Source organism: Kerstersia gyiorum (assembly GCF_004216755.1).
Classification (GTDB): Bacteria; Pseudomonadota; Gammaproteobacteria; order Burkholderiales; family Burkholderiaceae_B; genus Kerstersia; species Kerstersia gyiorum.
Genome location: NZ_SGWZ01000001.1, coordinates 816,844 through 842,013 on the forward strand (window position 1 = coordinate 816,844; position 25,170 = coordinate 842,013).

Genomic DNA, 25,170 nt, shown 5'->3' on the forward strand with positions numbered 1-25,170 from the left:
AGGCGCCAAGAATGTACTGTAGGGAATAAATACTTGATATTTTTAACTAATTGATCAGATATGGTAGTTTATATAAAATTAAATATCATATCTGAGTGGTAAATTTTATGCGGCCCTCTACACAGAAACGCTCTGGCGCACAGGTTGCCTTGCCTCTGCCTGTCGAACGCGCACTGCAGCGTATGGGGCAGGACATCTCCATGGCACGTCGCCTGCGACGCTTGAGCCAAGAGGACTTGGCACTGCGCATCGGCACATCGTTGAGCACAGTCAGGCGCATGGAGAATGGCTATCCTGGCACAGCCCTGCACACTTTTCTACGCGCCTTGCAGGTGCTTGGCCGCCTGGATGCTGTGGTCAAGGCAATGTCCATGGAGAACGATGCGCTGGGTATGGATCTGGTGCGCGAGCAATTGCCGCAAAGGGTCAGAACATCTTCAGGAAACAAGCGGCAAGCCAGCCAGTCTGTCGCGGCCAGCGAAGGCAGCACCCGTGTTGGCTCCGATGATCTGGAGGGCTTCTGATGGCAATGAACCATTCATCCAGACGCGGTGATCTGGAAGTGCATCTAGGGTCCGGTGGACAGATTGTGAGGCTATTTCAGGCGGGACGCCGAACAGGCGAGGGCGATCTGGATTGAGGTGGCGCAGGCCGTGGCGAATTGGCGGGCAGTGGCACGGGGATTGGGCATGCGTGCTACAGACTTGTTGGACTTCGAATCGGCCTTTTTCCTGGACAGCGGCACAGGGACATAAGACGGCGCGGGTTGCGTAGCAAGTACTGAGTAAGCCGGGTATAAAAAAAATTTCAGTTTGGCCTCGAGTCGGTCAGGATCTCAAGAGAGACGCTGGCGACGTTTGCATCGCCCCGGAATGATGGCATCATGAATACCGGAGAGTGTTCATGCCACCCCTCACCGCCATTCCCCACCCTTTCTTTCCAGCGCACGCAACACGCTCGCCAGCTTCTTGACGGCGATTTCCATTTCGCCCGGCGTATGCGCCGCAAACCCGGTCAGGAACCCGGCCTGGTGCTGTGCGGACGCATGCAGGGCGGTCAGGCCCAGCAGGTCTATGCCAGCCCGGCGTGCGGTGGCGACGGCCTCGGCTTCCGGGATGTCCTGGGTCAGCAGGCACGGCATTTGCATGCCGCCGTCGGGGATGCGGGGTTCCAGGAAGCTGCCAAGGTGTTCGCGCACCAGCCGCGCCAGGACATCGCGCCGCTCGGCATAGACGGCCCGCATCGTGCGGACATGGGCGCCGAAATGCCCGCCGTCTATGAAACGCGCCAGGGTCAGTTGGGGGATGGGGGCGCTGTGCCCGTCCAGCAGGGTGCGGGCCACGCTCATGGGGGCGACGAGCTGCGGCGGCAGGACCATGTAGCCGATGCGCAGGCCGGGAAACAGTGATTTGCTGAAGGTGCCGATGTAGATCGTGCGTTCATGCGGGTCCAGTCCTTGCACGCAGGCCGTGGGTTTGCCGACGTAATGGAATTCGCTGTCGTAGTCGTCTTCGATGATCCAGGCCTGTTCGCGCTGAGCCCAGTCGATGATGGACAGGCGCCGTTCCAGTGCCAGTGTCGTGCCGGTAGGAAACTGGTGTGAGGGCGTGAGGAATACCGCCAGGGCCGGTGCTTCCGCCGACGCGGCTGGTTTCAGGTATTCCGTCCGCATGCCTTCGGCATCCAGGGGCACAGGTATGCAGGTCAGGCCCGCAGCATCGAAGGCCTTGCGGGCGCCGTGGTAGACCGGGTCTTCAATGTAGATGCGGTCACCGGCATCGAGCAGAACATTGGCGCATAGGGTCAGGGCCTGTTGGGAGCTGGTCAGTACCAGCACGCGGTCCGCCGAGGCGTGCGCCCCGCGTTCAAGATTGACGTAGTCGGCAATGGCCTGGCGCAGTGCTTCCATGCCTTGCGGCGGGCTGTGCAGCAGGATGCTGGTGCCATATTCCTTGATGACCTGACGCTGCAGGCGTTCCCAGGTATGCAGCGGAAAGTTGCGTGTTTCCGGTACGCCGGGGGCAAATGCTCGCGGCGCGACGAAATCGCGCAGGCCGCCGCCTTCCAGCATGGCACAGCCGCGCCGGCTTAGGCGCAGCAAGGGGCTGTGCACGGCAGCCTGCTGCGTACGCTGGCGGCCGGGCCGGCGTTGTATCTGCGCCGAGACGAAGGTGCCGCTGCCCACTCGCCGTTCGATGAAGCCCTCGGTTTGCAGCTGGCTATAGGCTTCCTCCACCGTGCCGCGTGAAACGCCCAGCGAACGGGCCAGCAGGCGCGATGCGGGCAGGGGGCGGCCGGCTTCCAGCGCACCGTCGAGTATCAGCTGCCGTATCGCCCGACGGATGCGGGCATGCAGCGGCAGGGCGTAGTGCGCAGGGTCGGCGATCCACGCTTTGACGGATTCGAGTTGGGCGTGCTTGAACAATTGGTCTATATGTCTTTGAAAAAGTGGTCAGGTTTTATGGGCCATTTCAGATATATAAATCAGTCATGAGTCTGGAGCAATCGCATGTACCTCAGGAGCCACAGTCAAGCCATGTCGGAATCAACAGGAACTCAAACTCGGCACGATCAGCATGGCCGCTATCCGCAGGCCGCCACCGTCGAAGACTTTCGCCAGAATATCGCTGACGTGCAGGCCCGTATTGCGGCCGCCTGCCGACGCGCGGGACGTGATCCCGCCAGCGTCCGCCTGCTGCCGGTCAGCAAAACCAAGCCCGAATCCAGCCTGCGCCTGGCCTATGCCGCCGGTTGCCGCCTGCTGGGGGAAAACAAGGTCCAGGAGGCCTACGGCAAGTGGGAAGCCATGCAGGATCTGACCGACCTGCGCTGGTCGGTGATCGGCCACCTGCAAACCAACAAGGCCAGGCTGGTGGCACGCTTTGCAAGCGAGTTCCAGGCCCTGGACAGCCTGCGCCTGGCGGAAGCGCTGGACAAGCGTTTGCAGGCAGAAGGACGGTCGCTGGATGTGTTTGTCCAGGTGAATACCTCCGGCGAGGAAAGCAAGTACGGCCTGGCGCCGGAAGATGTCGAAGGTTTCGTCAAACAGTTGCCTGCGTTTTCCGCGTTGCGGGTGCGTGGCCTGATGACCCTGGCACTGTTTTCCGCCGAAGCCGAGCGCGTGCGCCAATGCTTCATCCTGTTGCGCAATCTGCGCGACAGGCTGCGGCAGGACGCACCGGCAGGGATAGACCTGGCGGAACTGTCCATGGGCATGTCAGGCGACTTCGAAATCGCCATCGAGGAGGGCGCCACGGTGGTGCGTGTGGGCCAGGCCATCTTCGGTGCCCGTCCCTTGCCGGACAGCTATTACTGGCCGTCGGCCAATGCCGCTGCCGATGGCACGGCCCAGGCCGCAGCAGGGGATCCCTCATGAAAACCGTCATTGCCATTCGTCACGTCCATTTCGAGGACCTGGGCACGCTGGAGCCCGTGTTGCGGTCCCGGGGGTATGCCATCCGCTATGTCGATGCCGCACGCGATGACCTGAGCCTGCTGGAGGGCGAAACCTCGGATCTGCTGGTGTTGCTGGGCGGCCCGATTGGCGCCTTTGATGAACTGATGTATCCGTGCATCAGCCAGGAACTGGCGCTGGTGCGTGCGCGCCTGACGTCGGGTCGGCCGCTGCTGGGTATCTGCCTGGGGGCGCAACTGATCGCCCGCGCCTTGGGGGTGGATGTCGTGTCCATGGGTGCGAAGGAGATCGGCTTCGCACCGCTGAGCCTGACTTCCGAAGGGGAAGATTCGCCGCTGGCAGCGCTGGCGGGCGTGCCCGTGCTGCATTGGCATGGCGACCGTTTTGATATTCCTGCCGGTGCTGTCCGATTGGCGGAAACTGGCACCTGCGCCAACCAGGCATTTGCGTGGGGGAGTAATGTGCTGGCGCTGCAATGCCATCTGGAGGCCGATCCGCGCCGGCTTGAATCCTGGCTGCTCGGGCACGCTTGTGAACTGGCTCAGGCGGGCGTGGACCCCCGCCGCTTGCGCGCCGATGCACAGGCATTGCTGACACGCCTGCCGCAAGCCGCGACTGCCGTGTTCCGGCGCTGGCTGGATGACATCGCCACCGGGCCGGAGCGCGAACCGTCATGAATCCACTGCCGATAGATGTGGTCTCCGTACAATCCCAGGTGGTCTATGGCCGCGTGGGCAATAGTGTGGCCGTTCCCACCCTTGAAGCCCTGGGGCTGTCCGTGGCGGCGGTGCCGACCGTGCTGTTTAGCAATACGCCGCATTATCCGAGCATGCATGGCGGTGCGGTGCCGGTGGAATGGTTCACAGGCTATCTGCACGATCTTGCGGCGCGTGGCGCGCTGCATGCCTTGCGCGCGGTGCTGGTTGGCTATCTGGGCGGGCCGGCACAGGCCGGCGCGCTGGTGGGCTGGCTGGCAGAACGGCTGCGCCAGCAGCCGGGCGTGCGCATTGTGGTAGACCCGGTGCTTGGCGACCACGACCATGGTATCTATGTCGATACCGGTCTGGTGGAAGCGTACCGCCGCGACATCTTGCCGCTGGCCGACGGGCTGACGCCGAACGGATTTGAACTGGCCCAGCTGACCGGCCTGCCCGTGAGCAATACCGATGATGTCATCGCTGCCGCGCGTACCCTGTTGACAGGGCGGACCGAATGGGTTGCCGTGACCAGTGCTGCACCTGATTCCTGCGCCAGCGATGAGATGCAGGTGGTATTGGTGACCCGCGCGCAGGCCGAAGTCATCACGCATCCGCGCGTAGCGCTTGCGCCCAAGGGAACCGGCGATATGTTCTGTGCTGCCCTGACCGGCCATTGGCTCAATGGTGCCAGCCTGCCTGAAGCCGCGGCCATGGCGTGTGCTCAATTGGTCCAGGTTTTGCGCCGTACCAGCCGTGCGCAGTGCGACGAACTGCTGTTGCCGCCGGTCTGCCGCCAGGGTGCGGCGCATGGTTTGGGGCAGGGGCCCGAGCAGGGTTCGGCACATTGTTCGATGCATGAGGTGGCGCAAGAATCGACACATGAAGCGGCGCATGATTCAGCGCAGGAAGCGCCCGCGCCGGCGTTTCTGCGCCACTTCACCTATCAGATCTGCGACTGAGCCGGAGGCAAGGCCATGGAGCGGATAGCAGCCACGTTCGAGCGTTTGCGCGCGCAGTCCCGCAAGGCTCTGATTTCCTCAGTCACGGCAGGTTATCCGCATGCCGATATCACGCCGGCGCTGATGCATGTATTGGTCGAGGCCGGTGCGGACATTATCGAGTTGGGCATGCCGTCATCGGCACTGCCGGCCCGTGGTGCGTCTTTGCATGCTCTCTCGCCTCATTCCGCGGGAAATGGCGGCCCGGCCCGGCCGCAGGCTGCCGGGCTACAGCAGTTGTTGGAGCAGGTCGCACAGTTTCGGCTGTCCGATAGCTCTACGCCGGTCGTGCTGTCAGGCACTGCGCAGAGCATCGAAGGTGGCGGGGGCTTGCGCCATCCGGTGGCGTTTGCAGAATCGGCGGCCGTTGCCGGGTTGGACGGCGTGCTGGCCTTCGACCCGTCGCCCGCCTTGTCGCACGCCCTGGCGCGGCCCTTGCGGCGCTGCGGCTTGGACTGGCTTGCCAGCCTGGCGCCTACGGTAACGGATGATGACATCCGCCAGCTGGCAGCTTGCACCAGCGGCTATGTCCATGGACGCTTCTTTCCGGACGGGATAGATGCTCAACCTGCTGGCCAGGCACGGGACTGCATATGGCGCATCCGCCGCCATATTGCCATTCCCCTCGGGCTGGCCGCCGGTATCGGGGATATGCATACAGCCCGCCGGGCCGCCAGCATGGCCGATGCGTTGATTGTCGGCCCATGGCTGGCCGCACGCCTGGCGGACAAACCCGCTGCTGCCGCGCTGGCCGCGGCCAGTGATCTTTTTCGGGAGCTTCGCGGCCAGCTGGATCAGGACATTCCCAGCGTGCCACGTATCTCCAAACATGCACCTTTCCGACGATAGGACTTTCATCATGTACGACCCATCCCTGATTCTTGCCGAATTCGACCCCGAACTTGCCGCCGCCGTGCAGCGCGAAGAGCGCCGCCAGGAGGACCATGTCGAGCTGATTGCTTCCGAAAACTATGCCAGCCCGCTGGTCATGGCGATCCAGAATTCAGTGTTTACCAACAAATATGCCGAGGGCTACCCTGGCAAGCGCTACTACAGTGGCTGTGAGAACGTGGATGTGGCTGAGAGCCTGGCCATTGAGCGCCTCAAGTTGCTGTTCGACTGTGATTACGCCAACGTCCAGCCTCATGCCGGCGCGCAGGCCAATGCCGCTGTGTTCCTGGCGCTGGCACAGCCCGGTGATACGGTCATGGGCATGAATCTGGCCCAGGGCGGCCACCTGACCCATGGCAATCCGTCGAATTTTTCCGGCCGGCATTACAAGATCGTGCCTTATGGCCTGGATACGGAAACTGGCTTGATCGACTATGACGAGATGGAACGCATTGCGCTGGCTACCCGGCCCAAAATGCTGATCGGGGGCTTTTCTGCCTATTCGCGCTACAAGGATTGGGCGCGCATGCGCGCTATTGCCGACAAGGTGGGGGCTATCTTCTGGGTGGACATGGCACACGTTGCCGGCCTGGTTGCTGCAGGCGAATATCCGAACCCGCTGCCGCACGCCCATGTGGTGACCAGCACCACTCACAAAACCATGCGCGGCCCGCGCGGAGGCATTATTCTTGCCAAAGGCCAGGATGAAGAGTTCTGCCGCAAGCTCAATGCCGCCGTCTTCCCCGGTGTTCAAGGCGGCCCGCTGATGCACGTGATCGCAGCCAAGGCCATCGCCTTCAAGGAAGCCCTGCAACCGGCGTTCAAGACCTATCAGCGCCAGGTCGTAACCAACGCCCGCGCCATGGCAGCGGTGCTGATGCAGCGCGGCTACCGCATTGTTTCTGGCGGTACCGACAACCACCTGATGCTGATCGACCTGTCGAGCAAACCCTACACCGGCAAGGACGCCGATACCGCCCTGAGCGATGCCTACATCACGGCGAACAAGAACTCAGTGCCCAATGATCCGCGCTCGCCTTTTGTGACGTCGGGGCTGCGCATCGGCACTCCGGCAGTGACGACGCGCGGTTTCGGCGAGGCCGAATGTGAGCAGCTTGCAGGTTGGTTGTGCGATGTGCTGGATGCCCTGGAAACAGGGCGCCTGGATTCGGTGGTGGCGCAGGTGCGCGAGCAAGTCGTGGCGCTCTGCCGCAGGCATCCCGTGTATCGCTGATACGGCGCCAGGCAGTACTGGCGCGGCGCCTGCAGATCAGGCAAACGCCGCGCCGGTGTTCCACTGGTGTTTCTAATCCAGGCTGCGCCGGATATCCCGGGCCAGCTGCGCGCATTGCACCGGGTTGATGCTTGAAATGGTGATGCGCAGCCCCTGGACGGGATCATCCACCGAGAAACTCCTGCCTTGGCGTACCAGCCAGCCCCGGCGGGCCAGGTCCAGCGCAACCGCCTGGTCGTCCGTCTCCAGAGGGAGCCAGAGGTTGAGGCCGTCGCCGCCGGGCAGGAATGCCACGCCTTCCTTGTGCAAGGCCTGTTCCAGCGCCTGGCGTCGCTGGCGGTAGTCCGCCCGAGCGCAGGCCAGCAGGCTGGCGGTTTCAGCTTGTGTGATGATGGTTTCGACGATGTCCTGCAACAGATGGCTGACCCAGTTCGTGCCGGAAGTCAGCCGCAGGCGCAATTGTCGTGAGGTGGCGCTGTCGCTGGCGATGGCCGCCATGCGGATATCCGGCCCCAGCGCTTTGGTGAATGAACGGATCACGGCCCAGCGCGCCGCATCCTTCGGAATGACGGAGTGATAGGCGGCATCGGACAATAGTGCAAAGTGATCGTCCACAATGACCAGCACGTTGGGATGCCGGGCCAGTACACGGGAGATGGCGCGGGCGCGCTTTTCGCTCAGGCTGCAACCGGTGGGGTTGTGCGCCCGCGGAGTCAGAATGACCGCCCGTGCGCCTTTTTCCAGGGCGGTTTCCAGTTCGCCGGCCATCATGCCTTCGGTATCGACGGGAACGCCGGTTGGCTGGAGTCCCAGGGTGCGCAAGGTATGGATGCTGCTCAGGAAGCAGGGGTTTTCGACAGCGACCTTGTCGCCAGCGACCAGATAGGAAATCAGCAGTCTTTCAATGGCGTCGACGGCGCCATGCGCCAGGTCGATCTCGAAGCCCTGTGGCGGGCAATCCGGCGCCATCCACTGCTGTAAGTGTTGTTTCAGGCCAGGGTTGACGGAAGGTTCTCCATAGAGCCTGGGCTGGTAGGGCTTGCGCTGCAAGGCTGCGGCGACATCAGGCAGCCAGTCGAGATTGGGGTTGCCACTGGCCAGGTCGGTCAGCGGAGAGCCTGCCAGTGTGCCTTCCTGTTCTCCAGGGTCGTACTGGTTGCGGATGATCGTGCCGAGACGGCCATGGGTGGATGCGATACCTGCCACGACCAGCCGGCGGTAGGCCGCAGCCACCGTATTTCTGCCTATGCCCAGCTCCGCTGCCAGATCCCGGACCGGCGGCAGGGAATCACCGGGGCGCAGTTGTTGCGATTGCGCCAGGGCGCGCACGCAGTCGAAGAGTTCCGCGGCGGTCTTGCCTTGTATAGCCATATCGTTCCGTGACAAAGATCTGTTCCAGACAGGCCAGAACTCATATTGGCCCGCCAGGCTGAAAGACTGGATTTTGCCATAGCCCGGTCTGGGGCAATGGCTCAGGGAACTGGCTTGTGGAGGCGCGGGTTGGAATCGAACCAACCTGAATGGATTTGCAATCCATCGCATGGCCACTTTGCTACCGCGCCGTGTTTTGTCATGGTACAAAACATATTATGATCCGTGTCAAAGATTTGGGCAAGCGTTTTTTCAACATCATCGCGGCCAGCAGGCGACGGAACACAGCGCTTTCCCGTTTTAGAACCCTTTCCCCTCGACAGGACATGTCATGCCGTTCCACTTTCCCATCGTCATCATCGACGAAGACTTCCGTTCAGAAAACACCTCGGGCCTGGGCATACGCGCACTGGCGCAGGCGATCCAGTCCGAAGGGTTCGATGCCCTTGGCGTCACCAGCTACCATGACCTCAGCCAGTTCGCCCAGCAACAGAGCCGGGCCAGTACGTTCATCCTGTCCATAGATGATGAAGAATTCACACAGGACGCTGAAACCGCCCCGGCGCTGCAGAACATCCGTACATTCATTCGCGAAGTGCGGCGGCGCAATGTGGATGTGCCGATCTATGTGTACGGAGAAACGAAAACAGCGCGCCACATGCCGAACGACATCCTGCGCGAACTGCACGGTGTCTTGCACATGTTCGAGGACACGCCGGAATTCGTTGCACGCCATCTGATCCGCGAGGCGAAAAACTATCTCAACGGCATCAAGCCGCCATTCCTGAAGGCCTTGCTGGACTATGCGGAAGACGGCTCCTATTCCTGGCACTGCCCCGGACACTCCGGTGGCGTGGCCTTCTTGAAGAGTCCGGTGGGGCAGGTGTTCCATCAGTTTTTCGGGGAGAACATGCTGCGTGCGGATGTTTGCAATGCCGTGGAGGAACTGGGCCAGTTGCTCGATCACAATGGTGCCATCGGCGCCAGTGAGCGCAATGCGGCGCGCATCTTCAACGCCGACCACTGCTTTTTTGTGACCAACGGCACCAGTACGAGCAACAAGATTGTCTGGCAGCATGCGGTGGCGCCTGGCGATGTCGTGGTCGTGGACAGGAATTGCCATAAGTCCATCCTGCACAGCATTGTGCTGACCGGCGCGATTCCGGTTTTCCTGCGTCCCACGCGCAACCATCTGGGCATCATCGGCCCGATTCCGCGCGAGGCGTTCTCCCCGGCAGCCATCAAGGCCAGGATGCGTGCGCATCCCTTGCTGGCCGGCATGGACACGGATGCGGTCACGCCGCGTGTGCTGGTGCTGACGCAGTCCACCTATGACGGCATCATGTACGACACCGAGGTCATCAAGTCCGCGCTGGATGGCTATGTCGAGGCATTGCATTTCGACGAGGCCTGGATTCCCCATGCGGCCTTTCATCCGTTCTACAGCACGTATCACGCCATGGGCAAGAAACGCGCACGGCCGGTCAGTTCCGTGGTGTATTCCACGCAATCGACTCACAAGCTCCTGGCCGGCATCAGCCAGGCCAGCCATATCCTGGTGCAGGATGCGGCGAATCCGCGTTTTGACCGACACCTGTTCAACGAGGCGTATCTCATGCATACGTCCACATCGCCGCAGTACGCCATCATTGCCAGCTGCGACGTGGCTGCGGCCATGATGGAGCCGCCGGGCGGCCAGACGCTCGTCGAGGAAAGTATCGCCGAAGCGCTGGATTTTCGTCGTGCCATGCGCCAGGTGGGCGAGCAGTTTGCTGCCGGGGACTGGTGGTTCAAGGTGTGGGGACCGGCGACGCTGGAAATGGAGGGCATGGGCAGCGCGCAGGACTGGGTATTGTCCAGCGACGGCCAGGAAGCGCCGTGGCACGGTTTTGGCGGGATAGCGGCGGGCTTCAATATGCTCGACCCGATCAAGGCTACCATCGTGACGCCGGGACTGAGTCTGGACGGGCGTTTTGACACCACCGGGATACCTGCGCCCATCGTGACCAAGTTCCTGGCAGAGCACGGCGTGATCATCGAAAAGACCGGGCTCTACAGCTTCTTCATCATGTTCACCATCGGCATTACCAAAGGCCGCTGGAATTCCCTGGTAACGGCCTTGCAGCAGTTCAAGGACGACTATGCCCGCAATGTGCCGATGTGGCGCATCTTGCCGGATTTCTGCCAGAAATATCCTTGCTACGAAGAAATGGGTTTGCGCGACCTCTGCGAACATGTCCATGCCATTTATGCGAGCCACGATATTGCGCGTCTGACGACCGGCATGTACCTGGAAGAAGCGGTTCCGGCGATGAAGCCCAGCGAAGCCTATGCGCATATCGCCACGCACCGGACAGAACGGGTGGAAATCGACCAGCTGGAAGGCCGCATCACGACCAGCCTGATTACGCCTTACCCGCCAGGAATCCCCTTGTTGATTCCTGGCGAGGTTTTCAATCGGACGATTGTCGAGTATCTACGGTTCTCTCGCGAACTGCACCGTCTGGCGCCGGGCTTTGGCACCGATATCCACGGTTTTGTGGAAGTGAAGGATGCTGCTGGCCAGATGCGTTATTTCGTGGATTGCGTGGCCTGAGCGCAGAGGCAGCAAGGGGCGGTGGGCGTTGGCAAGCCTCACCGCCTGGCGGCGCGTCCGCCCAGAATGCCAGCAAGCACACTCAGCAGTCGCGCTGACTGCTGATCCGTGCCGACAGTGATACGCAGGAATTGCCCTATCCGTTCCTGGGGGAAATGGCGCACCAGGATTCTTGCCTCGCGCAACTGGCCGGCCAGCCAGGCGGCATCGTGCTTCGGATGCCGGACAAACAGGAAGTTCGTACAGGAAGGCAGCACGTCGAAGCCCAGGCCGGCGAGCTGCCTCGCCAATTTTTCCCGGGTGGCGATGACGGCTTTGCGTGTTTGTTCGAAATAGGTCAGGTCTTCGAAGGCGGCAATGGCTCCCTGCTGGGCCAGACGTCCCAACGGATAGGAATTGAAGCTGTCCTTCACGCTTTTCAAGGCGCTGATCAAGCCTTCCTGGCCGATGGCAAAACCCACGCGCAGGCCTGCGAGCGCGCGCGATTTCGACAGGGTCTGGACGATCAGCAGGTTGGGGTGCTGCGCCACCAGGCCGACTGCCGAATGGCCACCGAAATCGACATAGGCTTCATCCACCAGCACCACACGCATGGGGTTGATGGCGAGCAGATACCGGATCGCGTCCAGCGTGAGGCCCTCCCCGGTCGGGGCATTGGGGTTGGCAATCACGATGCCTGCGATAGTGCCATCGGCACGGGCCTGTACGGCAAAGTTCTCCAGGCTGATGCGCAGCGACGGGTCGACCGCCACCAAGCCGGGTGGAATGCCGAACAACTGGCAATAGACTTTATAGAAGCCATAGGTGATGTCCGGGATCAGCAGCCTGGCGTTGCCGTGGCGGAAAAAGGCGTTGAACGCGTGGGCCAGGATCTCATCTGAACCATTGCCAACGAAAACCTGGCCTCGCGCAACGCCGTAAAAAGAGGCGATCGTGGCGCACAGCATCTCGGATTCCGGGTCCGGGTAGCGCGCCAGGTTGCGGTTCGCTTCATCGCAGATGCTGTCTATGACGCGGGGTGAGGGCGGGTACGGGTTCTCGTTGGTATTGAGCTTGAGGAACCCGCTGTCCAGCGGCTGCTCGCCGGGTTGGTAGGGACGCAAATCACGGATCAGCGGGCTGATGAAAGACGAGTTTTCCATGCTCATGCCTGCCTGCGTTCGAAATCCTGGAGATAGGCGATCAGGGCATCGACACCCTCATCGGTCATGGCGTTGTAGAGGCTGGCGCGCATGCCGCCTACCGAGTTGTGCCCCCTGAGCTGAAGCAGTCCGCGCCGGGCGGCGCCATCGAGAAACGCCTCGTCGCGCCGTGCGTCGGCCAGCGTAAAGGGGACGTTCATCCACGAGCGCACAGCTGGATCGACCCGATTGATATAGAAATCGCTGGCGTCCAGGGCAGCATACAGCTTGGCTGCCTGCCGCTGATTGCGTACTTCCAGCGCCGCCAGGCCGCTCAGGTCTCCTTCACGCTGACGCAGCATCCAGTCCACCATCAGGCCGACCAGATAAATGCCCCATGTCGGCGGGGTGTTGTACATGGATTGGTTGCGCGCCACCAGCTCGTAATTGAACGCGCTGGGACAAATGGGCAAGGCCCGGCCGAGCAAGGCCTCGCGCACGAAGACCAGTGTCAGGCCCGCCGGCCCCAGGTTCTTTTGCGCCCCGGCAAACGCCATGCCTATCCGGCGCCAGTCAAAGCGCCTGGAAGCAATATCGGAGGAGCAGTCCACGACCAGCGGCACGTCGGCGCCCAGCGCGGCCAGATCCGGCAGTTCCTGGAACTGCACGCCCTGGATGGTCTCGTTGCTGCACAGGTGCACATAAGCCGCGTCAGGGCTGATATTCCAGCTTGCCGCTGGTGGAATGCCCGTATGGCCAGAGGCTTTGCCGTTGGCGGCGATACGTGCGGCGCTGGCGTAGCGGCCGGCTTCTTCATAGGACTTTCTGCTCCAGCTGCCGGTCAATATGAAATCGAGAACGCCGCCTTGCGAAAGGTTCAGCGGTGCAATGGCGTTCTCGCCGATGCCGCCGCCTTGCAGGAACAGGATGTGAAAGTCGGGCGGTACATCCAGCAGCGTGCGCAGCCCGGAGACCGCATGCTCGTAGATGGCGATGAACTCCGGGCCGCGATGGCTCATTTCCATCACGCTCATGCCACTGCCGTGCCAATTCGGCAATTCGTCCGCAGCCTGCTGGAGGACTTCTGCGGGCAGTGTTGCCGGGCCGGGGCCGAAATTGAAGGGGCGCTGCTGTGTTGTCATGGTTTCCGCTCAAAGGGTGTCACCCGTCGGGGTGGTGGGCAGGCGCGGACCGGATCAAGGCGACGTGCCTGTGTAAAAAGAAGGTGCTGCCAGAGCCGCTGTGCGGCGCGCCTGGCGCTGCGCACGGCCGATGATGTGTGCTGATGGGATGGCATTTTTCAGGCCGCCATTTTGTCACGTGTCATTATATATTATGTACCGGTACAATAATGATTGTCTGAAAATCTGCCTGTGTCGTCCATGCCATGTCCGTTTCCGTCCTTTTGCAGCATCTCCTGCCTTTGCGCCTGTTGACGCGCGTGGTCGGCCGCCTGGCGCAGAATCGCCATCCCCTGGTCGCGCAGGCGCTGATCCGGTCTTTCATGTGGCGGCATAGCGTCAGCCTGAAAGAGGCTTGCCGCCATGCGCCGGCCGACTACCCGAGCTTCAACGATTTCTTCGCCAGGAAATTGCGTCCTGGCGCACGTCCTGTTGCCAGGGCCAGCTGGGTCAGTCCCGCCGACGGCACGGTGAGTCAGCTGGGCTGGATAGGTGCCGGGCGAATGATCCTCGCCAAGCAGCGGGCCTATGGTGTCGGTGAACTGCTGGCCGATGCGGCATTGGCTCGTCATTTCGAAGGCGGACGCTTTACCACTGTGTACCTGAGCCCGCGTGATTACCACCGTGTCCACATGCCATGTGCCGGGCGCTTGTTGGGCATGCGCCATGTGCCTGGTACGCTCTTTTCAGTGCGGCCGGATATCGTGCGCGGCATGGATGGCCTGTTGGCCCGCAATGAACGGCTCATCTGCTGGTTCGAGCATCCGCAGCATGGAATATTCGCCATGGTGCTGGTCGGCGCAGCCATCGTCGGCAGCATCTCCACCGTTTGGCACGGCTTGGTCACCCAGCCGGGCCGGGGGCCGATACGCCAATGGGATTACCAGGATGGCGAGCCTGCGCTCAAGTTGGTGCAAGGTGCGGAAATGGGGCATTTCCAGTTGGGTTCGACGGTTGTCGTATTGATGCCGCAGACTGCGCTGGGCTTTCATCCGGGCTGGCAGGAAGGACAAAAAGTGCGCCAGGGCCAGGCCATGAGCAATATGTAAAACGCAGCGGGCCTGCCGCACGGGTTCCGACAATTGCCGGTGCCGGGCTATGCTTGGTTCCCCTCTCATGACGAGTCATCGCTATGTCTGAACACCACCAGTTCCTGTGTCCGCGCGACATGCACCTGCCACCGCCGGACTGGCGCGCGCTGCAAGCCTGCTTGCTGGCGGGCGGGTATGTGCTGGAGCCGCGTGGCGCGATGATTCCCCGTCCTGCTCTGTTGAACCTGAGTTTCGCGCTGGCGGCCCTGAATGCCGGGTCGTACCAGTATGACGAGCGCCAGCGCACGACCGGCGATGTGCTGGCGCAGTATGTGCGGGCCGGCTATCTGCCGGCGGACCTGCCGATTCGGCATGACGCGACGATAGAAGAAACGCAGGCCTTGCTGGCCAGCCGGGGCATCGAGTTGGCACACCTGTATTCGGATGATGAAGGCAGTGACTGGCACAGCGCGCAGTATTGCCTGGGGCCGGCAGCCCGGCCCTGGCTCAGTCAGGAAGTGCAGGCTGCCCATGATGCGCAGCCCGCCGATTTCCCCTTGATGCTTTTGGCTTACGACGGCCCGGCACCCGCAGTGGCCGTTGGCGAAAACCTGGACAATCCCTGTTTGCCCGGCACGCAGGAAGCATTGGCTAGCCTGCCTCCGTTCGATTCGCCGGCCGATTTCATCGGTGCAGCCTACGATGATCCTGCGGCGCAGTGGTATTGCACGGCCAACGGACGCAGCTATCGCATCCTGGAGCTGGATTGGCAATACAGCCTGGCGATGGGGTTTCGCATGGTGCGGCTGGCAGGGCTGGATCAGTCCAGCGCCGAGGGGATGGCGGCCATGATCGGCCAGCTGGCGGGCGTGCCGATGGTATGCAGCCATCGGCATTTGTAATCATGAATGAAGAAAAGGCGGCGGCTGGCCCGGATGCCGTCGATGGTATCCGGGCCGGCTTGCGTCAAGGCTGTATCGGCGGGAAGTAGGTCAGGGTCTGGCCCAGCCCCCAGAGCAGTAGCAGAACCAGCGGAATGTGGACCAGCAACTGCACGAAGGTGAAACCGATCAGGTCGCGGGCCTTCAGGCCGAGCACGCCCAGCAATGGCAGCATGTAGAACGGATTGATGAGGTTGGGCAGCGCTTCGGCGGCGTTGTAGATCTGTACTGTCCAGCCCAGGTGGTACTGGAGCTCGTTGGCGACCTGCATGACGTAGGGCGCTTCGATAATCCATTTTCCACCACCCGATGGAATGAAGAAGCCCAGCACGGCGGAGTATGCGCTCATCAACACCGCAAAGGTGTCATGCGAAGCGATCTTCATGAAAAAGGCGGAGATGTGGTGGGCGATGGTTTCGCCACCGCTGCCGGGCACCTGCGTCATGATCGCTGCAATGGAGCCATAGAGCGGGAACTGGATCAGCACGCCGGTGGTGGTGGGTACGGCGCGGGCCACTGCATCCAGGAAGCTGCGCGGCCGCCAGTGCAGCAGGGCGCCGGCCATGATGAACATGAGGTTATAGGTATTCAACCCGGATATCGCCAGGATGGCGGGCTTTGACGCGAATTCCTGCAGCAGCCAGCCGGCGGCCAGGGCGACTAGCAGGATGATGAGCAGCGGGCTGTGCTCCAGCCATTCGCCCGGGCGCGTGGGCTTGTGCGCCTCGGGCATCGAGAAGGCCGGGTCTATGCCGCAGTCCTGCGCGCTGCGCGCCGAGGCGGCGCTGGGAGCGGTGAGATAGGCAATGATGAGCGACGCGATGATGAGCACTAGCAGCATCAGGCCCGATTGCCACAGGAAAATGGTTTCCGTGAAGGGGATGACGCCGGTGATGGCCAGGATGGACGGCGGCAGGCTGCCAGGGTTGGCCTGCAACTGGGCGGCGGATGAGGAGATGCCCAGCGCCCAGACGGCGCCCAGCCCGAGATAGGCGGCAGCACCAGCAGCACGGTAATCCATCTTCAGGTCGGCGCGCCTAGCCATGGCACGGACCAGCAGGCCGCCGAATACCAGGCTCAGGCCCCAGTTGAGCAGCGAGGCCAGCATGGAAATCAGCGCTACCCAGCCGACGGCCGAACGGCCATTGCGCGGCAGCTTGGCCAGCATGTCGATCAGGCGCGACGCCGGGCTCGATGTGGCGACCACATAGCCGCCAATGACGACAAAGGCCATTTGCATGGTAAACGGGATCAGGCTCCAGTAGCCGTCGCCAAAGGCCTTGGCGGTGGCAGCCGGCGTGGCGCCTATGGCCAGTGCGGCGATGGCGACCAGCAGAACGCCTATGGTTGCGAACACCCACGAGTCTGGAAACCATCGTTCCGCCCAGGCCGCGCAGCGCATGGCGAAACGTGCCGAGCGGCTTTCCTGCAGAGTGCTTGTTGTCATCTCCTGCTACCCCTATTGATTTGTGGTCTTGATTTTGAGGAATGCTGCCCGGCCATCAGCCTGGTGGGCGCCAGCCAGGGCAGTGCAGGATAGTCTAGCCGCAGGATACGGCGCCGCACAGACGGAATATGCATAAATACTGCATTACTGCGGGTATATAGGGATATGGCGCCTGCCAATGGGGCATGTGACGCCTGGGATGGCCGGGTTCAGCGCGGGCTTTGCCCGTCGTTGGAGAGGGTGGTCAGGAAGTGTTCGACCAGCAGGTTGGAACGCCGGCCCTTGCGGGTGGCGATGGCCAGCGGAACGGTGAATTGCATGCGTTCTGGCTGCAGAGCCACCATCAGGCCTTTTTCGACCCAGGTGGCGGCATAGTGGCAGGGCAAAAAGCCGATGTATTCGCCCGTGAGGATCAGGAAGGCGATACCTTCGCGGTCGGTAGCGCGGGCGACGCAATTGAGATCCTGGTGCAGCCGCAAGGCTTCGGCGGTCATGCGATAGCCCGGGGCCACGGTCCCAGCCTGCTGGATCTGCGCCAGCGTCGCCTGGCCGCCGGTTTGCGCCAATGGATGCAGATGGCTGCAGTAGAGCAGGGAAATTTCGTCATAGAGCGGCAAGTACTCCAGTCCGGAAAGTGGCGTGATATCGGGCAGGGCGCCGATGTGCAGACGTCCGTCTAGCAGGCCGCGCTCGATGTCGCCGGGCGTGCTCATGCTGATGTTGATGCGGATGCCGTCGCTCTGGCGACGCAGGTCGCGCAGTGTGTTGGTGATGCGGGTGCGGGTCTGGGTCACGAGGTTGTTCATCAATCCCAGGTTCAGTTCGCCGCGCAGATGGTTGTGCAGCTGGTTGACTTCGCGCCGGAAGTCTTCGATGGATGCCAGCAGGGCCTCGCTGGCCCTAAGGATTTCCCTACCCTGGTCAGTCAGGGCAAACCCGGCACGGCCGCGTTGGCACAAGCGCATGCCCAGGCGCTTTTCCAAGTCTGACATATGCTGGCTGATGGCCGAGCGAGTGATGCCCAGCGCGCTTTCTGCGGCGGCGAAGCCTCCATATTCGGCCACGGTACGGAAAACCAGCAGCATGCGCAGATCGAAATCCGTGACCTGGGCCAAAAAGTTCTTTTCCATTCAGGTTAGAAAACCGATAAGTATTGTTGAGAACATTTGTATTTTACTCATCTAATCTGCTGGGCATAATGAGTCGCATCCTTCCTTACAACAAAGGGGTATCGCGATGAATTTGCAGACATTTTCCCCATCCGAGACGGAGACGGGCCTGAACTTGAAGGCGCATTGGATGCCGTTCAGTTCCAACAGGAATTTCCAGAAGGACCCGCGCCTGATCATTGCGGCATCCGGCCATTGGCTGATCGACGCCACGGGCCGCAAGGTGTTCGATGGCCTGTCCGGCCTCTGGACTTGCGGCGCCGGCCATAGTCGGACGGAAATCCAGGAAGCGGTCGCCCAGCAACTGGGCACGCTGGATTATGCGCCGGCCTTTCAGTTCAGCCATCCGCTGGCTTTTCAGCTGGCGGAGAAAGTGGCCGAGCTGACACCGGGCCAGCTGAACCATGTGTTCTTCACCAATTCGGGTTCCGAATGTGCGGATACTGCCGTGAAACTGGCACGTGCCTATTGGCGTATTCGTGGCCAGGCTTCCAAGACGAAAATGATAGGCCGTGCGCGCGGATACCACGGGGTGAACGTCGCAGGCACCAGCCTGGGGGGCATAGGTGGCAATCGCAAGATGTTCGGTGTGTTGATGGATGCGGACCACCTGCCGCACACCTTGCAGGCCGGTTGCGAATTCACGCGCGGTCAGGCCGAGACTGGCGGTGTGGCATTGGCCAACGATTTGCTGCGCCTGATCGAGCTGCATGATGCGTCGAATATCGCCGCCGTGATAGTCGAGCCTATGTCCGGGTCGGCCGGCGTGCTGGTTCCGCCGCAAGGCTATCTGCAACGCCTGCGCGAAATCTGCGATCAGCACAATATCCTGCTGATTTTCGACGAAGTGATCACCGGTTTCGGCCGCATGGGCCGCACGACTGGTGCGGAATACTTCGGCGTGACGCCAGACATCATGACGGTCGCCAAGCAACTGACCAATGGCGCCATCCCGATGGGTGCCGTGATCGCCAGCGATGCTATCTATGACACTTTCATGGGGCAGGACATCGGCGAGCATCTGGTCGAGTTCGGCCATGGCTACACCTACTCTGCGCATCCGGTGGCTTGCGCGGCGGGGCTGGCCACGCTGGAACTGCTGGAACGCGAAAGCCTGATCGAACGCGCTGCCGCGCTGGCGCCGCACTTCGAACAGGCGCTGCATGGCCTTAGGGGCACCCGTCATGTGATAGACATCCGCAATTGCGGATTGGCTGGCGCCTTGCAACTGGCGCCCCGCGACGGCGATCCCGCCATCCGTCCGTTCGAGGCCGGGCTGGCGCTGTGGCGCAAAGGGTTTTATGTGCGCTTCGGTGGCGACACCCTGCAGTTCGGGCCGCCCTTTAGCGCCACGCCTGCCGAGCTCGACAGCCTGTTCAATGCTGTGGGTGAAGTCCTCAACCAGGTGCCTTGAACTTCTTGGGGCCCCTGGGCTTTTACCAGGCGCTTACGCAGCAAGACCATGCGCGGACGGGCCAGGCCCGCCTGCGCGACCGGGCAGCCTGGGCCATCGGCCATTCAGGGGCGGCTCGGACACAACAACGCAATAACAAGCAATTTCCAAGATTCAGCCTAGGAGACAAGAGTATGTCGATCATTCCGCATCTGATTGATGGCGTTCGGGTTCAGGGGGGCGGCCGCCAGGCGGATGTCTATAATCCTTCGACAGGCGAGGTCACCGGGCAGGTGGCGCTGGCCGACGCCGCAACGCTGCAGCAGGCCATTGCTTCGGCCAGCGCCGCTTTTCCCGCATGGCGCAATACGCCGCCGGCGCGCCGGGCCCAGGTGCTGTTTCGTTTCAAGCAACTGCTGGAGCAGCACCAGGACGAAATCTCGCTGCTGATCAGCCAGGAGCATGGCAAGACGATCGAAGACGCGGCAGGCGAGCTCAAGCGTGGCATAGAAAACGTTGAATATGCCTGCGCCGCGCCGGAATTGCTCAAGGGCGAATACAACCGCAATGTCGGTCCCGCCATCGACGCATGGAGCGATTTCCAGCCGCTGGGTGTCGTGGCCGGCATCACACCATTCAACTTCCCGGCCATGGTGCCGCTTTGGATGTATCCGCTGGCCATCGCCTGCGGCAATACCTTCATTCTCAAACCGTCGGAGCGTGATCCCAGCTCGACATTGCGCATTGCCGAACTGTTCCTGGAAGCGGGCTTGCCCAAGGGGGTGCTCAATGTGGTGAACGGCGACAAGGAAGCCGTGGACGGGCTGATCGCCGCGCCCGAGGTCAAGGCCCTGAGCTTTGTCGGTTCCACGCCGATTGCCGAGTACATCTATGCCGAAGGCTGCCGCCATGGCAAACGGGTGCAGGCGCTGGGTGGCGCGAAGAATCACGCCGTGCTGCTGCCGGACGCGGATCTCGACAACGCCGTCAATGCCCTGATGGGCGCCGCCTACGGTTCCTGCGGCGAGCGTTGCATGGCGATATCGGTCGCCGTGTGCGTGGGCGATGCGGTCGCGGATGCGCTGGTGGAAAAACTGGTGCCCAAGATCCAGGCGCTCAGGATAGGGGCAGGGACGACCTGCGGGCTGGACATGGGACCGCTGGTGACGGCGGCAGCGCGCGACCGGGTGCGAGGCTATATCGACGCCGGGGTACAGGCTGGGGCGAAGCTGGTGGTGGATGGCCGCAATCTGAAGGTGGGAGGTTATGAGTCGGGTTTCTTTGTTGGCGGCACGCTGTTTGATCACGTCAGGCCAGACATGAGCATCTATACCGATGAAATTTTCGGGCCGGTGCTGTGCATTGTGCGGGTCGATAGCCTGGAAGCCGCCATGCAGCTCATCAATGAGCATGAGTATGGCAATGGCACCTGCATCTTCACGCGCGACGGCGAAGCGGCGCGTTTGTTCTGCGACGAAATCGAGGTCGGGATGGTTGGGGTCAACGTGCCCTTGCCCGTACCGGTTGCGTATCACAGCTTCGGCGGCTGGAAGCGTTCGCTCTTTGGCGATCTGCATGCCTATGGCCCCGATGGCGTGCGCTTTTATACGCGCCGCAAGGCCATTACCCAGCGCTGGCCGCAGCGCGCCACCCACGAGGCCTCACAGTTTGCATTCCCCAGCCTCTAGGAAAAACCAAAAACAGGCATGGCCCGCAGGTCATGCCTGTTTTCGTTATGGGAGGTGCACCGGAACACACGGTAGTGCAGTCGCAGTGAACAAAAGGAGAAAAGGCCTGCAAGGCCTTGGCGAGACAACAAATGATGGCGGCAATCCACCTTATCAATCATGCGCCGCCGCACGGCGGGCAGCGTTCCGGCGGTATTACCGTACCGTTGCCGTATTCACGCGGGACGTGGCCCTGTCGATGCACACAGGAGACAAGAATATGTCAAAAGTCATTTTGGCTTCGCAGCTCAACAAGGGAGGCAATGCGTCCCTGGCGCCAGGACTGAAGCAGCGCCACGTCACGATGCTGTCCATTGCCGGCGTGATCGGTGCCGGCTTGTTCGTCGGTTCTGGCCATGCCATCGCGTCCGCCGGGCCGGCGGTGCTGCTGGCCTATCTGATTGCCGGTACTCTGGTGGTTCTGGTGATGCGCATGCTCGGCGAAATGGCGGTCGCCGCGCCGGATACTGGCTCGTTTTCCACCTACGCCGATCGCTCCATCGGGCGCTGGGCCGGCTTTACCATTGGTTGGCTGTACTGGTGGTTCTGGGTGCTGGTGATTCCGCTGGAGGCCATCGCGGCGGCAGCCATCCTGCATGCCTGGTTCCCGGTAGTTGATACCTGGGTGTTCGCCCTGGCCGTGACCACCTTGCTGACGGTGACAAACCTGTTCAGCGTGGCGCGCTATGGCGAGTTCGAATTCTGGTTTGCGCTGCTCAAGGTGCTGGCCATCATCGCCTTTATCGTGCTGGGCGCCATGGCGCTGGCAGGCGGATTGCCGGATCACCGCGCCAGCGGGCTGGCCACGCTGATGGCGACTACCGGCGGCTTCATGCCCAACGGCGCGGCGGCTGTGCTGGGCGCTTTGCTGACGACCATGTTCAGTTTCATGGGCACGGAAATCGTGACCATTGCCGCAGCCGAGTCTCGCGACCCGGCGCGCCAGATCACGCGTGCGACCAATTCGGTGATCTGGCGCATTGGCCTGTTCTACCTGGTGTCCATCTTCATTGTGGTTTCCATCGTGCCCTGGAACGACCCGACGCTGCTGCAGGTCGGGTCCTATCAGCGTGCCCTGGAACTGCTCAACATCCCGCATGCCAAACTGATTGTGGACCTGGTGGTGCTGGTGGCCGTGGCCAGTTGCCTGAACTCCGCCATCTACACCTCGTCGCGCATGGTGTTTTCGCTGGCGCGCCGTGGCGATGCGCCGGAAGCGCTGCAAAGGACCAGCGTGAACCATGTGCCCCGGGCGGCGGTGCTGGCGAGCACGGCGGTCGGTTTTCTGACGACCATTGTCAATTACTTCATGCCTGAGAAAGTCTTCACGTTCCTGCTGGCTTCGTCTGGCGCTGTCGCCTTGCTGGTCTATCTGGTCATTGCGGTTTCACAGTTGCGGATGCGGCGTCAGTTGATCGCCGGCGGCCATCCGATCGAATTCCGCATGTGGCTGTATCCCTGGCTGACCTGGGCGGTGATTGGTTTCATCGTGCTGGCGCTGGGCATCATGCTGACCCTCGAAAAACATCGCAATGAGGTGCTGGCGACGGCATTGCTGACGGCCATGATCGTGGCATTGGGTGTTTGGAACGCCCGCCGCAGCAGGGCAAGGGATGCCCACCACGGCGTCACGGCAGCACGACCCGCAGGATCGGTGGTGTAACGCTGGCCGCTGGCGCTGTCAGGCCTGCTAGGCGGGTGCCAGCCTACCACTCGGGCCGGTCCGTTCCAGGCGGAACGGAGGGCCTGTCATAACCGGCAGGCGTGCGCAACAGTTGCGCGCTGGGACGTATGGCGCGCAGCAGCCCGAAACCGGAGGGCACGCTGTCCAGCCACGGGGTGTCGTCTGGTTTTTCCGCCGCCAGTCCATGTTCGACACGCCCCAGGCTGCGCAGCCATTGGCCGGTCTGGGCCAGGGATACCTCGACATGCCAGCTGCCGCCTTCCTGTTGCTGGCGCCATAGCGCGCAAGCCGCGCCGAAGGCCATCAGGAAGCCGCTGGCCTGGTCAAGAATCTGCATGGGAAGCGCGCGCGGTTTGCCGTCGCCCGCAGCGGCGCCTTCTGCGTGGTTGAAACCCATGGCGGTCTGGACCAGCGAATCAAAGCCGCGCCGCTGGCTCCAAGGGCCCTGGGAGCCATAGGCAGTCAGCGACACCGCCACAATGCCGGGACGGCGGTGCGCCAGCGCTGCCGGTGAAAAGCCGAGAGCCGCCAGCCCGCCGGGCCGGTAGCCCTGCGAGAAAACGTGCGCGTCACCGATGAGCCGCCACAAGGCGTCGCGTCCGTCTTCGGTGCGCAGGTCGAGGTGGACAGAGCGCTTGCCACGGCTGGTCTCGGCGATGGCTGCGATATTCGGTAGCTGCGGCGAATTGACCAGCATCACGTCAGCGCCAAAGGACGCCAGCGCGCGTCCACCAACTGGGCCGGCCAGGATGCGTGTCAGGTCCAGCGTACGCACGCCTGATAGCGGACGCTCATTCTGGGCCAGCGCCGGCAGCGTCCGGGGTGGTGCATCGCCAATGCGGGTGATGCTCAGCAGCGGCTGGGCGCTGATGGCCTGGCCTTGCGGCGAAGCGTCCCATTGGTCGAAGCTGCGCAGCGCCGTCGCCACCAGCCCGCGTTCAGCGGTGGCACGTTCGAAGTCCAGCGCGCGCCAGTTCAACATGGCGCGTTCGGCGTCCGCGCGCGTGGCCGTGTCCGGGGCCAGGCCCAGCAGGCGCAGGGCGCCATCGCGATGATGGCGGAAGTTGGTATGCACGCGGACATGGCCATCGGCGCAGCGGTACAGGCCGGCGAAGGGGTCCCACAGGTCTGGCGCGGTGCCGTCCAGTGAAAACCAGCCGGTGCACTCCACGGCGGCATGCGTCATGTCTACCGCAACGTTCTGCCGGGGGACGCCTCGCGCATGCCCCAGTTCACAGGCGGCAAGCGCGGCGGCTGCAATACTGGCCTGGGCGGCAGCGCCTACAGCGAAAGAGGACGGGAAAACCGGGTCGCGGCCGGTCAGGGAAATGTGCTCCAGTGCGTCGGGTGGCAGACCACTCAATTGCCACAGTGCGTCCAAGGCGGCTCGGGAATTCATGGGCAGACTCCTGGCGGATGGTTGTCCGGCAACAGTAAGCAAGCCTGGCCGGCGCTGGTTGGGAAACGGCGCCACGGGCAGGAAAACAAACGCGCCACGTGGCTGCGCCGTTTAATTTACCAGGGGTGGTTGCGCCGAAGGGCGGCGTGGTCGGCCATCCTGCTGTGAGGCCATCTGCAGTGCACCAATGATCAGCGCTTGCATGCTGAGATCGAATTCCTCATGCAGGGCGGCATCACTGGCCAGCAGCCCAGTGCCGGAGCCTGCCGGGCAGGCGTAGACGGTGTCGGCCAGCGCGATGCAGTGGTAGGCCACGGTGGACAGCAGCCACCCTGCGGTTTCGGTAGGGATGGCGTAGGCGCTGGCGACCTGGGCGTGGTGATCCAGGATACGGGCCAGCATGGCTGGTGTTTTCTGGTCATGGCGGGTCAGGTAGCCCGCCAGGCCGGGGTTCTGGTGCACGAGTTGGCGCAGGGAGCGCGCAAATTCGGCCAGATAGTCAGCCAGGCCGGCGGTATTTGCCATGCAGGGAGCAGGCATGCGCCACTGGCCGAAGATGGCATCGGCGACAACCTGCTTGAGCACGTCGAGGTTGGCGACGTATTTGTACAGGGCCACGTGGCTGACGCCAAGACGTGCGGCCACACCGGTGAAGGTGATCAGCGGCAGCGTCATTTCCATGCCGGCTTGGGCAATGCGTGCCAGGGTGATCGTGGGCGGCCGGCCGCGTGGTGGGGAAGCACTGGTCATGGGTGTCTTGAGTGGAGAAAGGCCCGCGGTAGCGGCATGGTAAGCCAGCAGCGAAATATTTTCATTTCCATTGCGCAGTACAATTAGTTTACTATGGTGTAACTAATTATCGAATCCCTGCAAG

19 protein-coding genes, 1 tRNA gene and 1 pseudogene are annotated in these 25,170 nt (G+C 62.3%); 12 read left to right on the forward strand and 9 right to left on the reverse strand.

Annotated elements, in window-relative coordinates; all coding sequences use genetic code 11:
* The first annotated feature begins 200 nt into the window (after positions 1-200).
* A complete protein-coding gene (locus EV679_RS03660) occupies positions 201-524 on the forward strand; it encodes a helix-turn-helix domain-containing protein (RefSeq protein WP_238591287.1) in 324 nt (107 codons plus the stop codon).
* Between the two features lie 389 nt (positions 525-913).
* On the opposite strand, the gene pdxR is transcribed toward EV679_RS03660, so the two are convergent.
* Positions 914-2,425, reverse strand: a complete 1,512-nt coding sequence (pdxR, locus tag EV679_RS03665; protein ID WP_130486522.1) for a MocR-like pyridoxine biosynthesis transcription factor PdxR — start codon at positions 2,423-2,425, stop codon at positions 914-916.
* Positions 2,426-2,536: 111 nt separating this feature from the next.
* Here pdxR and EV679_RS03670 point away from each other — a divergent pair, with 111 nt between their 5' ends.
* The 5 genes and pseudogenes from EV679_RS03670 (at position 2,537) to glyA (ending at position 7,236) form a co-directional block, all read left to right on the forward strand.
* Positions 2,537-3,376 (forward strand): YggS family pyridoxal phosphate-dependent enzyme, encoded by an 840-nt coding sequence (locus tag EV679_RS03670; RefSeq protein ID WP_130486523.1) that lies wholly within the window; start codon positions 2,537-2,539, stop codon positions 3,374-3,376.
* Entirely contained in the window at positions 3,373-4,092 is a 720-nt protein-coding gene (locus tag EV679_RS03675; RefSeq protein WP_130486524.1) for a glutamine amidotransferase, read from the forward strand. Before EV679_RS03670 ends, EV679_RS03675 begins: the two co-directional genes overlap by 4 nt.
* Positions 4,089-4,892 (forward strand): annotated as a pseudogene (gene pdxK / locus EV679_RS03680) (pyridoxine/pyridoxal/pyridoxamine kinase); the annotation flags it as partial. The gene EV679_RS03675 and the pseudogene pdxK, both read left to right, overlap by 4 nt.
* A gap of 195 nt (positions 4,893-5,087) precedes the next feature.
* Entirely contained in the window at positions 5,088-5,960 is an 873-nt protein-coding gene (locus tag EV679_RS03685; protein WP_130486526.1) for a tryptophan synthase subunit alpha, read from the forward strand.
* A gap of 10 nt (positions 5,961-5,970) precedes the next feature.
* Complete coding sequence (glyA, locus tag EV679_RS03690) at positions 5,971-7,236, forward strand: serine hydroxymethyltransferase (protein WP_130486527.1); 1,266 nt, start codon at positions 5,971-5,973, stop codon at positions 7,234-7,236.
* Positions 7,237-7,308: 72 nt separating this feature from the next.
* Here glyA and ptsJ read toward each other — a convergent pair whose 3' ends face one another.
* Together ptsJ and EV679_RS03700 are read right to left on the reverse strand one after the other, a co-directional pair.
* On the reverse strand, positions 7,309-8,607 hold the full coding sequence (gene ptsJ, locus EV679_RS03695) for a MocR-like B6 salvage transcription factor PtsJ (RefSeq protein WP_130486528.1): 1,299 nt from the start codon (positions 8,605-8,607) through the stop codon (positions 7,309-7,311).
* Positions 8,608-8,724: 117 nt separating this feature from the next.
* Positions 8,725-8,798 (reverse strand) — tRNA-Cys (locus EV679_RS03700).
* A gap of 140 nt (positions 8,799-8,938) precedes the next feature.
* On the opposite strand from EV679_RS03700, the gene EV679_RS03705 reads away from it, so the two are divergent.
* Positions 8,939-11,203: an arginine/lysine/ornithine decarboxylase gene (locus EV679_RS03705; RefSeq protein ID WP_127775169.1), complete on the forward strand. Its 2,265-nt coding sequence runs from the start codon at positions 8,939-8,941 to the stop codon at positions 11,201-11,203.
* A gap of 38 nt (positions 11,204-11,241) precedes the next feature.
* Here the strand turns inward: EV679_RS03705 and hisC are convergent, their stop codons facing one another.
* Together hisC and serC are read right to left on the reverse strand one after the other, a co-directional pair.
* On the reverse strand, positions 11,242-12,345 hold the full coding sequence (gene hisC / locus EV679_RS03710; protein WP_415777361.1) for a histidinol-phosphate transaminase: 1,104 nt from the start codon (positions 12,343-12,345) through the stop codon (positions 11,242-11,244).
* A 2-nt stretch (positions 12,346-12,347) separates the two neighbouring features.
* Positions 12,348-13,466, reverse strand: coding sequence for a 3-phosphoserine/phosphohydroxythreonine transaminase (gene serC, locus EV679_RS03715; protein WP_130486530.1), 1,119 nt, complete (start codon positions 13,464-13,466; stop codon positions 12,348-12,350).
* Between the two features lie 245 nt (positions 13,467-13,711).
* Between serC and asd the strand changes: the two genes are divergently transcribed.
* Together asd and EV679_RS03725 are read left to right on the forward strand one after the other, a co-directional pair.
* Positions 13,712-14,554: an archaetidylserine decarboxylase gene (gene asd / locus EV679_RS03720; RefSeq protein WP_130486531.1), complete on the forward strand. Its 843-nt coding sequence runs from the start codon at positions 13,712-13,714 to the stop codon at positions 14,552-14,554.
* 83 nt (positions 14,555-14,637) lie between these two features.
* The gene (locus tag EV679_RS03725; RefSeq protein WP_130486532.1) at positions 14,638-15,438 is read left to right on the forward strand and encodes a hypothetical protein; all 801 of its coding nucleotides are present in this window, start codon (positions 14,638-14,640) and stop codon (positions 15,436-15,438) included.
* 64 nt (positions 15,439-15,502) lie between these two features.
* Here EV679_RS03725 and EV679_RS03730 read toward each other — a convergent pair whose 3' ends face one another.
* Positions 15,503-16,924, reverse strand: coding sequence for a short-chain fatty acid transporter (locus EV679_RS03730; protein WP_127775165.1), 1,422 nt, complete (start codon positions 16,922-16,924; stop codon positions 15,503-15,505).
* A gap of 209 nt (positions 16,925-17,133) precedes the next feature.
* The gene (locus tag EV679_RS03735; protein ID WP_068367183.1) at positions 17,134-18,054 is read right to left on the reverse strand and encodes a LysR family transcriptional regulator; all 921 of its coding nucleotides are present in this window, start codon (positions 18,052-18,054) and stop codon (positions 17,134-17,136) included.
* A 106-nt stretch (positions 18,055-18,160) separates the two neighbouring features.
* Here EV679_RS03735 and aptA point away from each other — a divergent pair, with 106 nt between their 5' ends.
* From aptA to gabP, 3 genes are all read left to right on the forward strand, one after another.
* Positions 18,161-19,507, forward strand: a complete 1,347-nt coding sequence (gene aptA / locus EV679_RS03740; RefSeq protein ID WP_068367181.1) for an omega-aminotransferase AptA — start codon at positions 18,161-18,163, stop codon at positions 19,505-19,507.
* 173 nt (positions 19,508-19,680) lie between these two features.
* Positions 19,681-21,174, forward strand: a complete 1,494-nt coding sequence (locus EV679_RS03745) for a CoA-acylating methylmalonate-semialdehyde dehydrogenase (protein WP_127775164.1) — start codon at positions 19,681-19,683, stop codon at positions 21,172-21,174.
* A 259-nt stretch (positions 21,175-21,433) separates the two neighbouring features.
* On the forward strand, positions 21,434-22,876 hold the full coding sequence (gabP, locus tag EV679_RS03750; protein ID WP_068367177.1) for a GABA permease: 1,443 nt from the start codon (positions 21,434-21,436) through the stop codon (positions 22,874-22,876).
* Between the two features lie 43 nt (positions 22,877-22,919).
* Here gabP and EV679_RS03755 read toward each other — a convergent pair whose 3' ends face one another.
* Both EV679_RS03755 and EV679_RS03760 read right to left on the reverse strand, forming a co-directional pair.
* Entirely contained in the window at positions 22,920-24,296 is a 1,377-nt protein-coding gene (locus tag EV679_RS03755; RefSeq protein WP_130486533.1) for a CoA transferase, read from the reverse strand.
* A 111-nt stretch (positions 24,297-24,407) separates the two neighbouring features.
* On the reverse strand, positions 24,408-25,046 hold the full coding sequence (locus tag EV679_RS03760) for a TetR/AcrR family transcriptional regulator (protein ID WP_130486534.1): 639 nt from the start codon (positions 25,044-25,046) through the stop codon (positions 24,408-24,410).
* Positions 25,047-25,170: the final 124 nt, after the last annotated feature.

Coding starts and splice junctions, on each gene's coding strand:
- glyA (WP_130486527.1), top strand. CDS start 5,971: ATGTACGACCCATCCCTGATTCTTGCCGAATTCGACCCCGAACTTGCC.
- EV679_RS03725 (WP_130486532.1), top strand. CDS start 14,638: ATGTCTGAACACCACCAGTTCCTGTGTCCGCGCGACATGCACCTGCCA.
- EV679_RS03670 (WP_130486523.1), top strand. CDS start 2,537: ATGTCGGAATCAACAGGAACTCAAACTCGGCACGATCAGCATGGCCGC.
- EV679_RS03730 (WP_127775165.1), bottom strand. CDS start 16,924: ATGACAACAAGCACTCTGCAGGAAAGCCGCTCGGCACGTTTCGCCATG.
- hisC (WP_415777361.1), bottom strand. CDS start 12,345: ATGGAAAACTCGTCTTTCATCAGCCCGCTGATCCGTGATTTGCGTCCC.
- EV679_RS03675 (WP_130486524.1), top strand. CDS start 3,373: ATGAAAACCGTCATTGCCATTCGTCACGTCCATTTCGAGGACCTGGGC.
- EV679_RS03735 (WP_068367183.1), bottom strand. CDS start 18,054: ATGGAAAAGAACTTTTTGGCCCAGGTCACGGATTTCGATCTGCGCATG.
- EV679_RS03745 (WP_127775164.1), top strand. CDS start 19,681: ATGTCGATCATTCCGCATCTGATTGATGGCGTTCGGGTTCAGGGGGGC.
- EV679_RS03755 (WP_130486533.1), bottom strand. CDS start 24,296: ATGAATTCCCGAGCCGCCTTGGACGCACTGTGGCAATTGAGTGGTCTG.
- gabP (WP_068367177.1), top strand. CDS start 21,434: ATGTCAAAAGTCATTTTGGCTTCGCAGCTCAACAAGGGAGGCAATGCG.
- asd (WP_130486531.1), top strand. CDS start 13,712: ATGTCCGTTTCCGTCCTTTTGCAGCATCTCCTGCCTTTGCGCCTGTTG.
- EV679_RS03660 (WP_238591287.1), top strand. CDS start 201: ATGGCACGTCGCCTGCGACGCTTGAGCCAAGAGGACTTGGCACTGCGC.
- serC (WP_130486530.1), bottom strand. CDS start 13,466: ATGACAACACAGCAGCGCCCCTTCAATTTCGGCCCCGGCCCGGCAACA.
- EV679_RS03705 (WP_127775169.1), top strand. CDS start 8,939: ATGCCGTTCCACTTTCCCATCGTCATCATCGACGAAGACTTCCGTTCA.
- ptsJ (WP_130486528.1), bottom strand. CDS start 8,607: ATGGCTATACAAGGCAAGACCGCCGCGGAACTCTTCGACTGCGTGCGC.
- EV679_RS03685 (WP_130486526.1), top strand. CDS start 5,088: ATGGAGCGGATAGCAGCCACGTTCGAGCGTTTGCGCGCGCAGTCCCGC.
- EV679_RS03760 (WP_130486534.1), bottom strand. CDS start 25,046: ATGACCAGTGCTTCCCCACCACGCGGCCGGCCGCCCACGATCACCCTG.
- aptA (WP_068367181.1), top strand. CDS start 18,161: ATGAATTTGCAGACATTTTCCCCATCCGAGACGGAGACGGGCCTGAAC.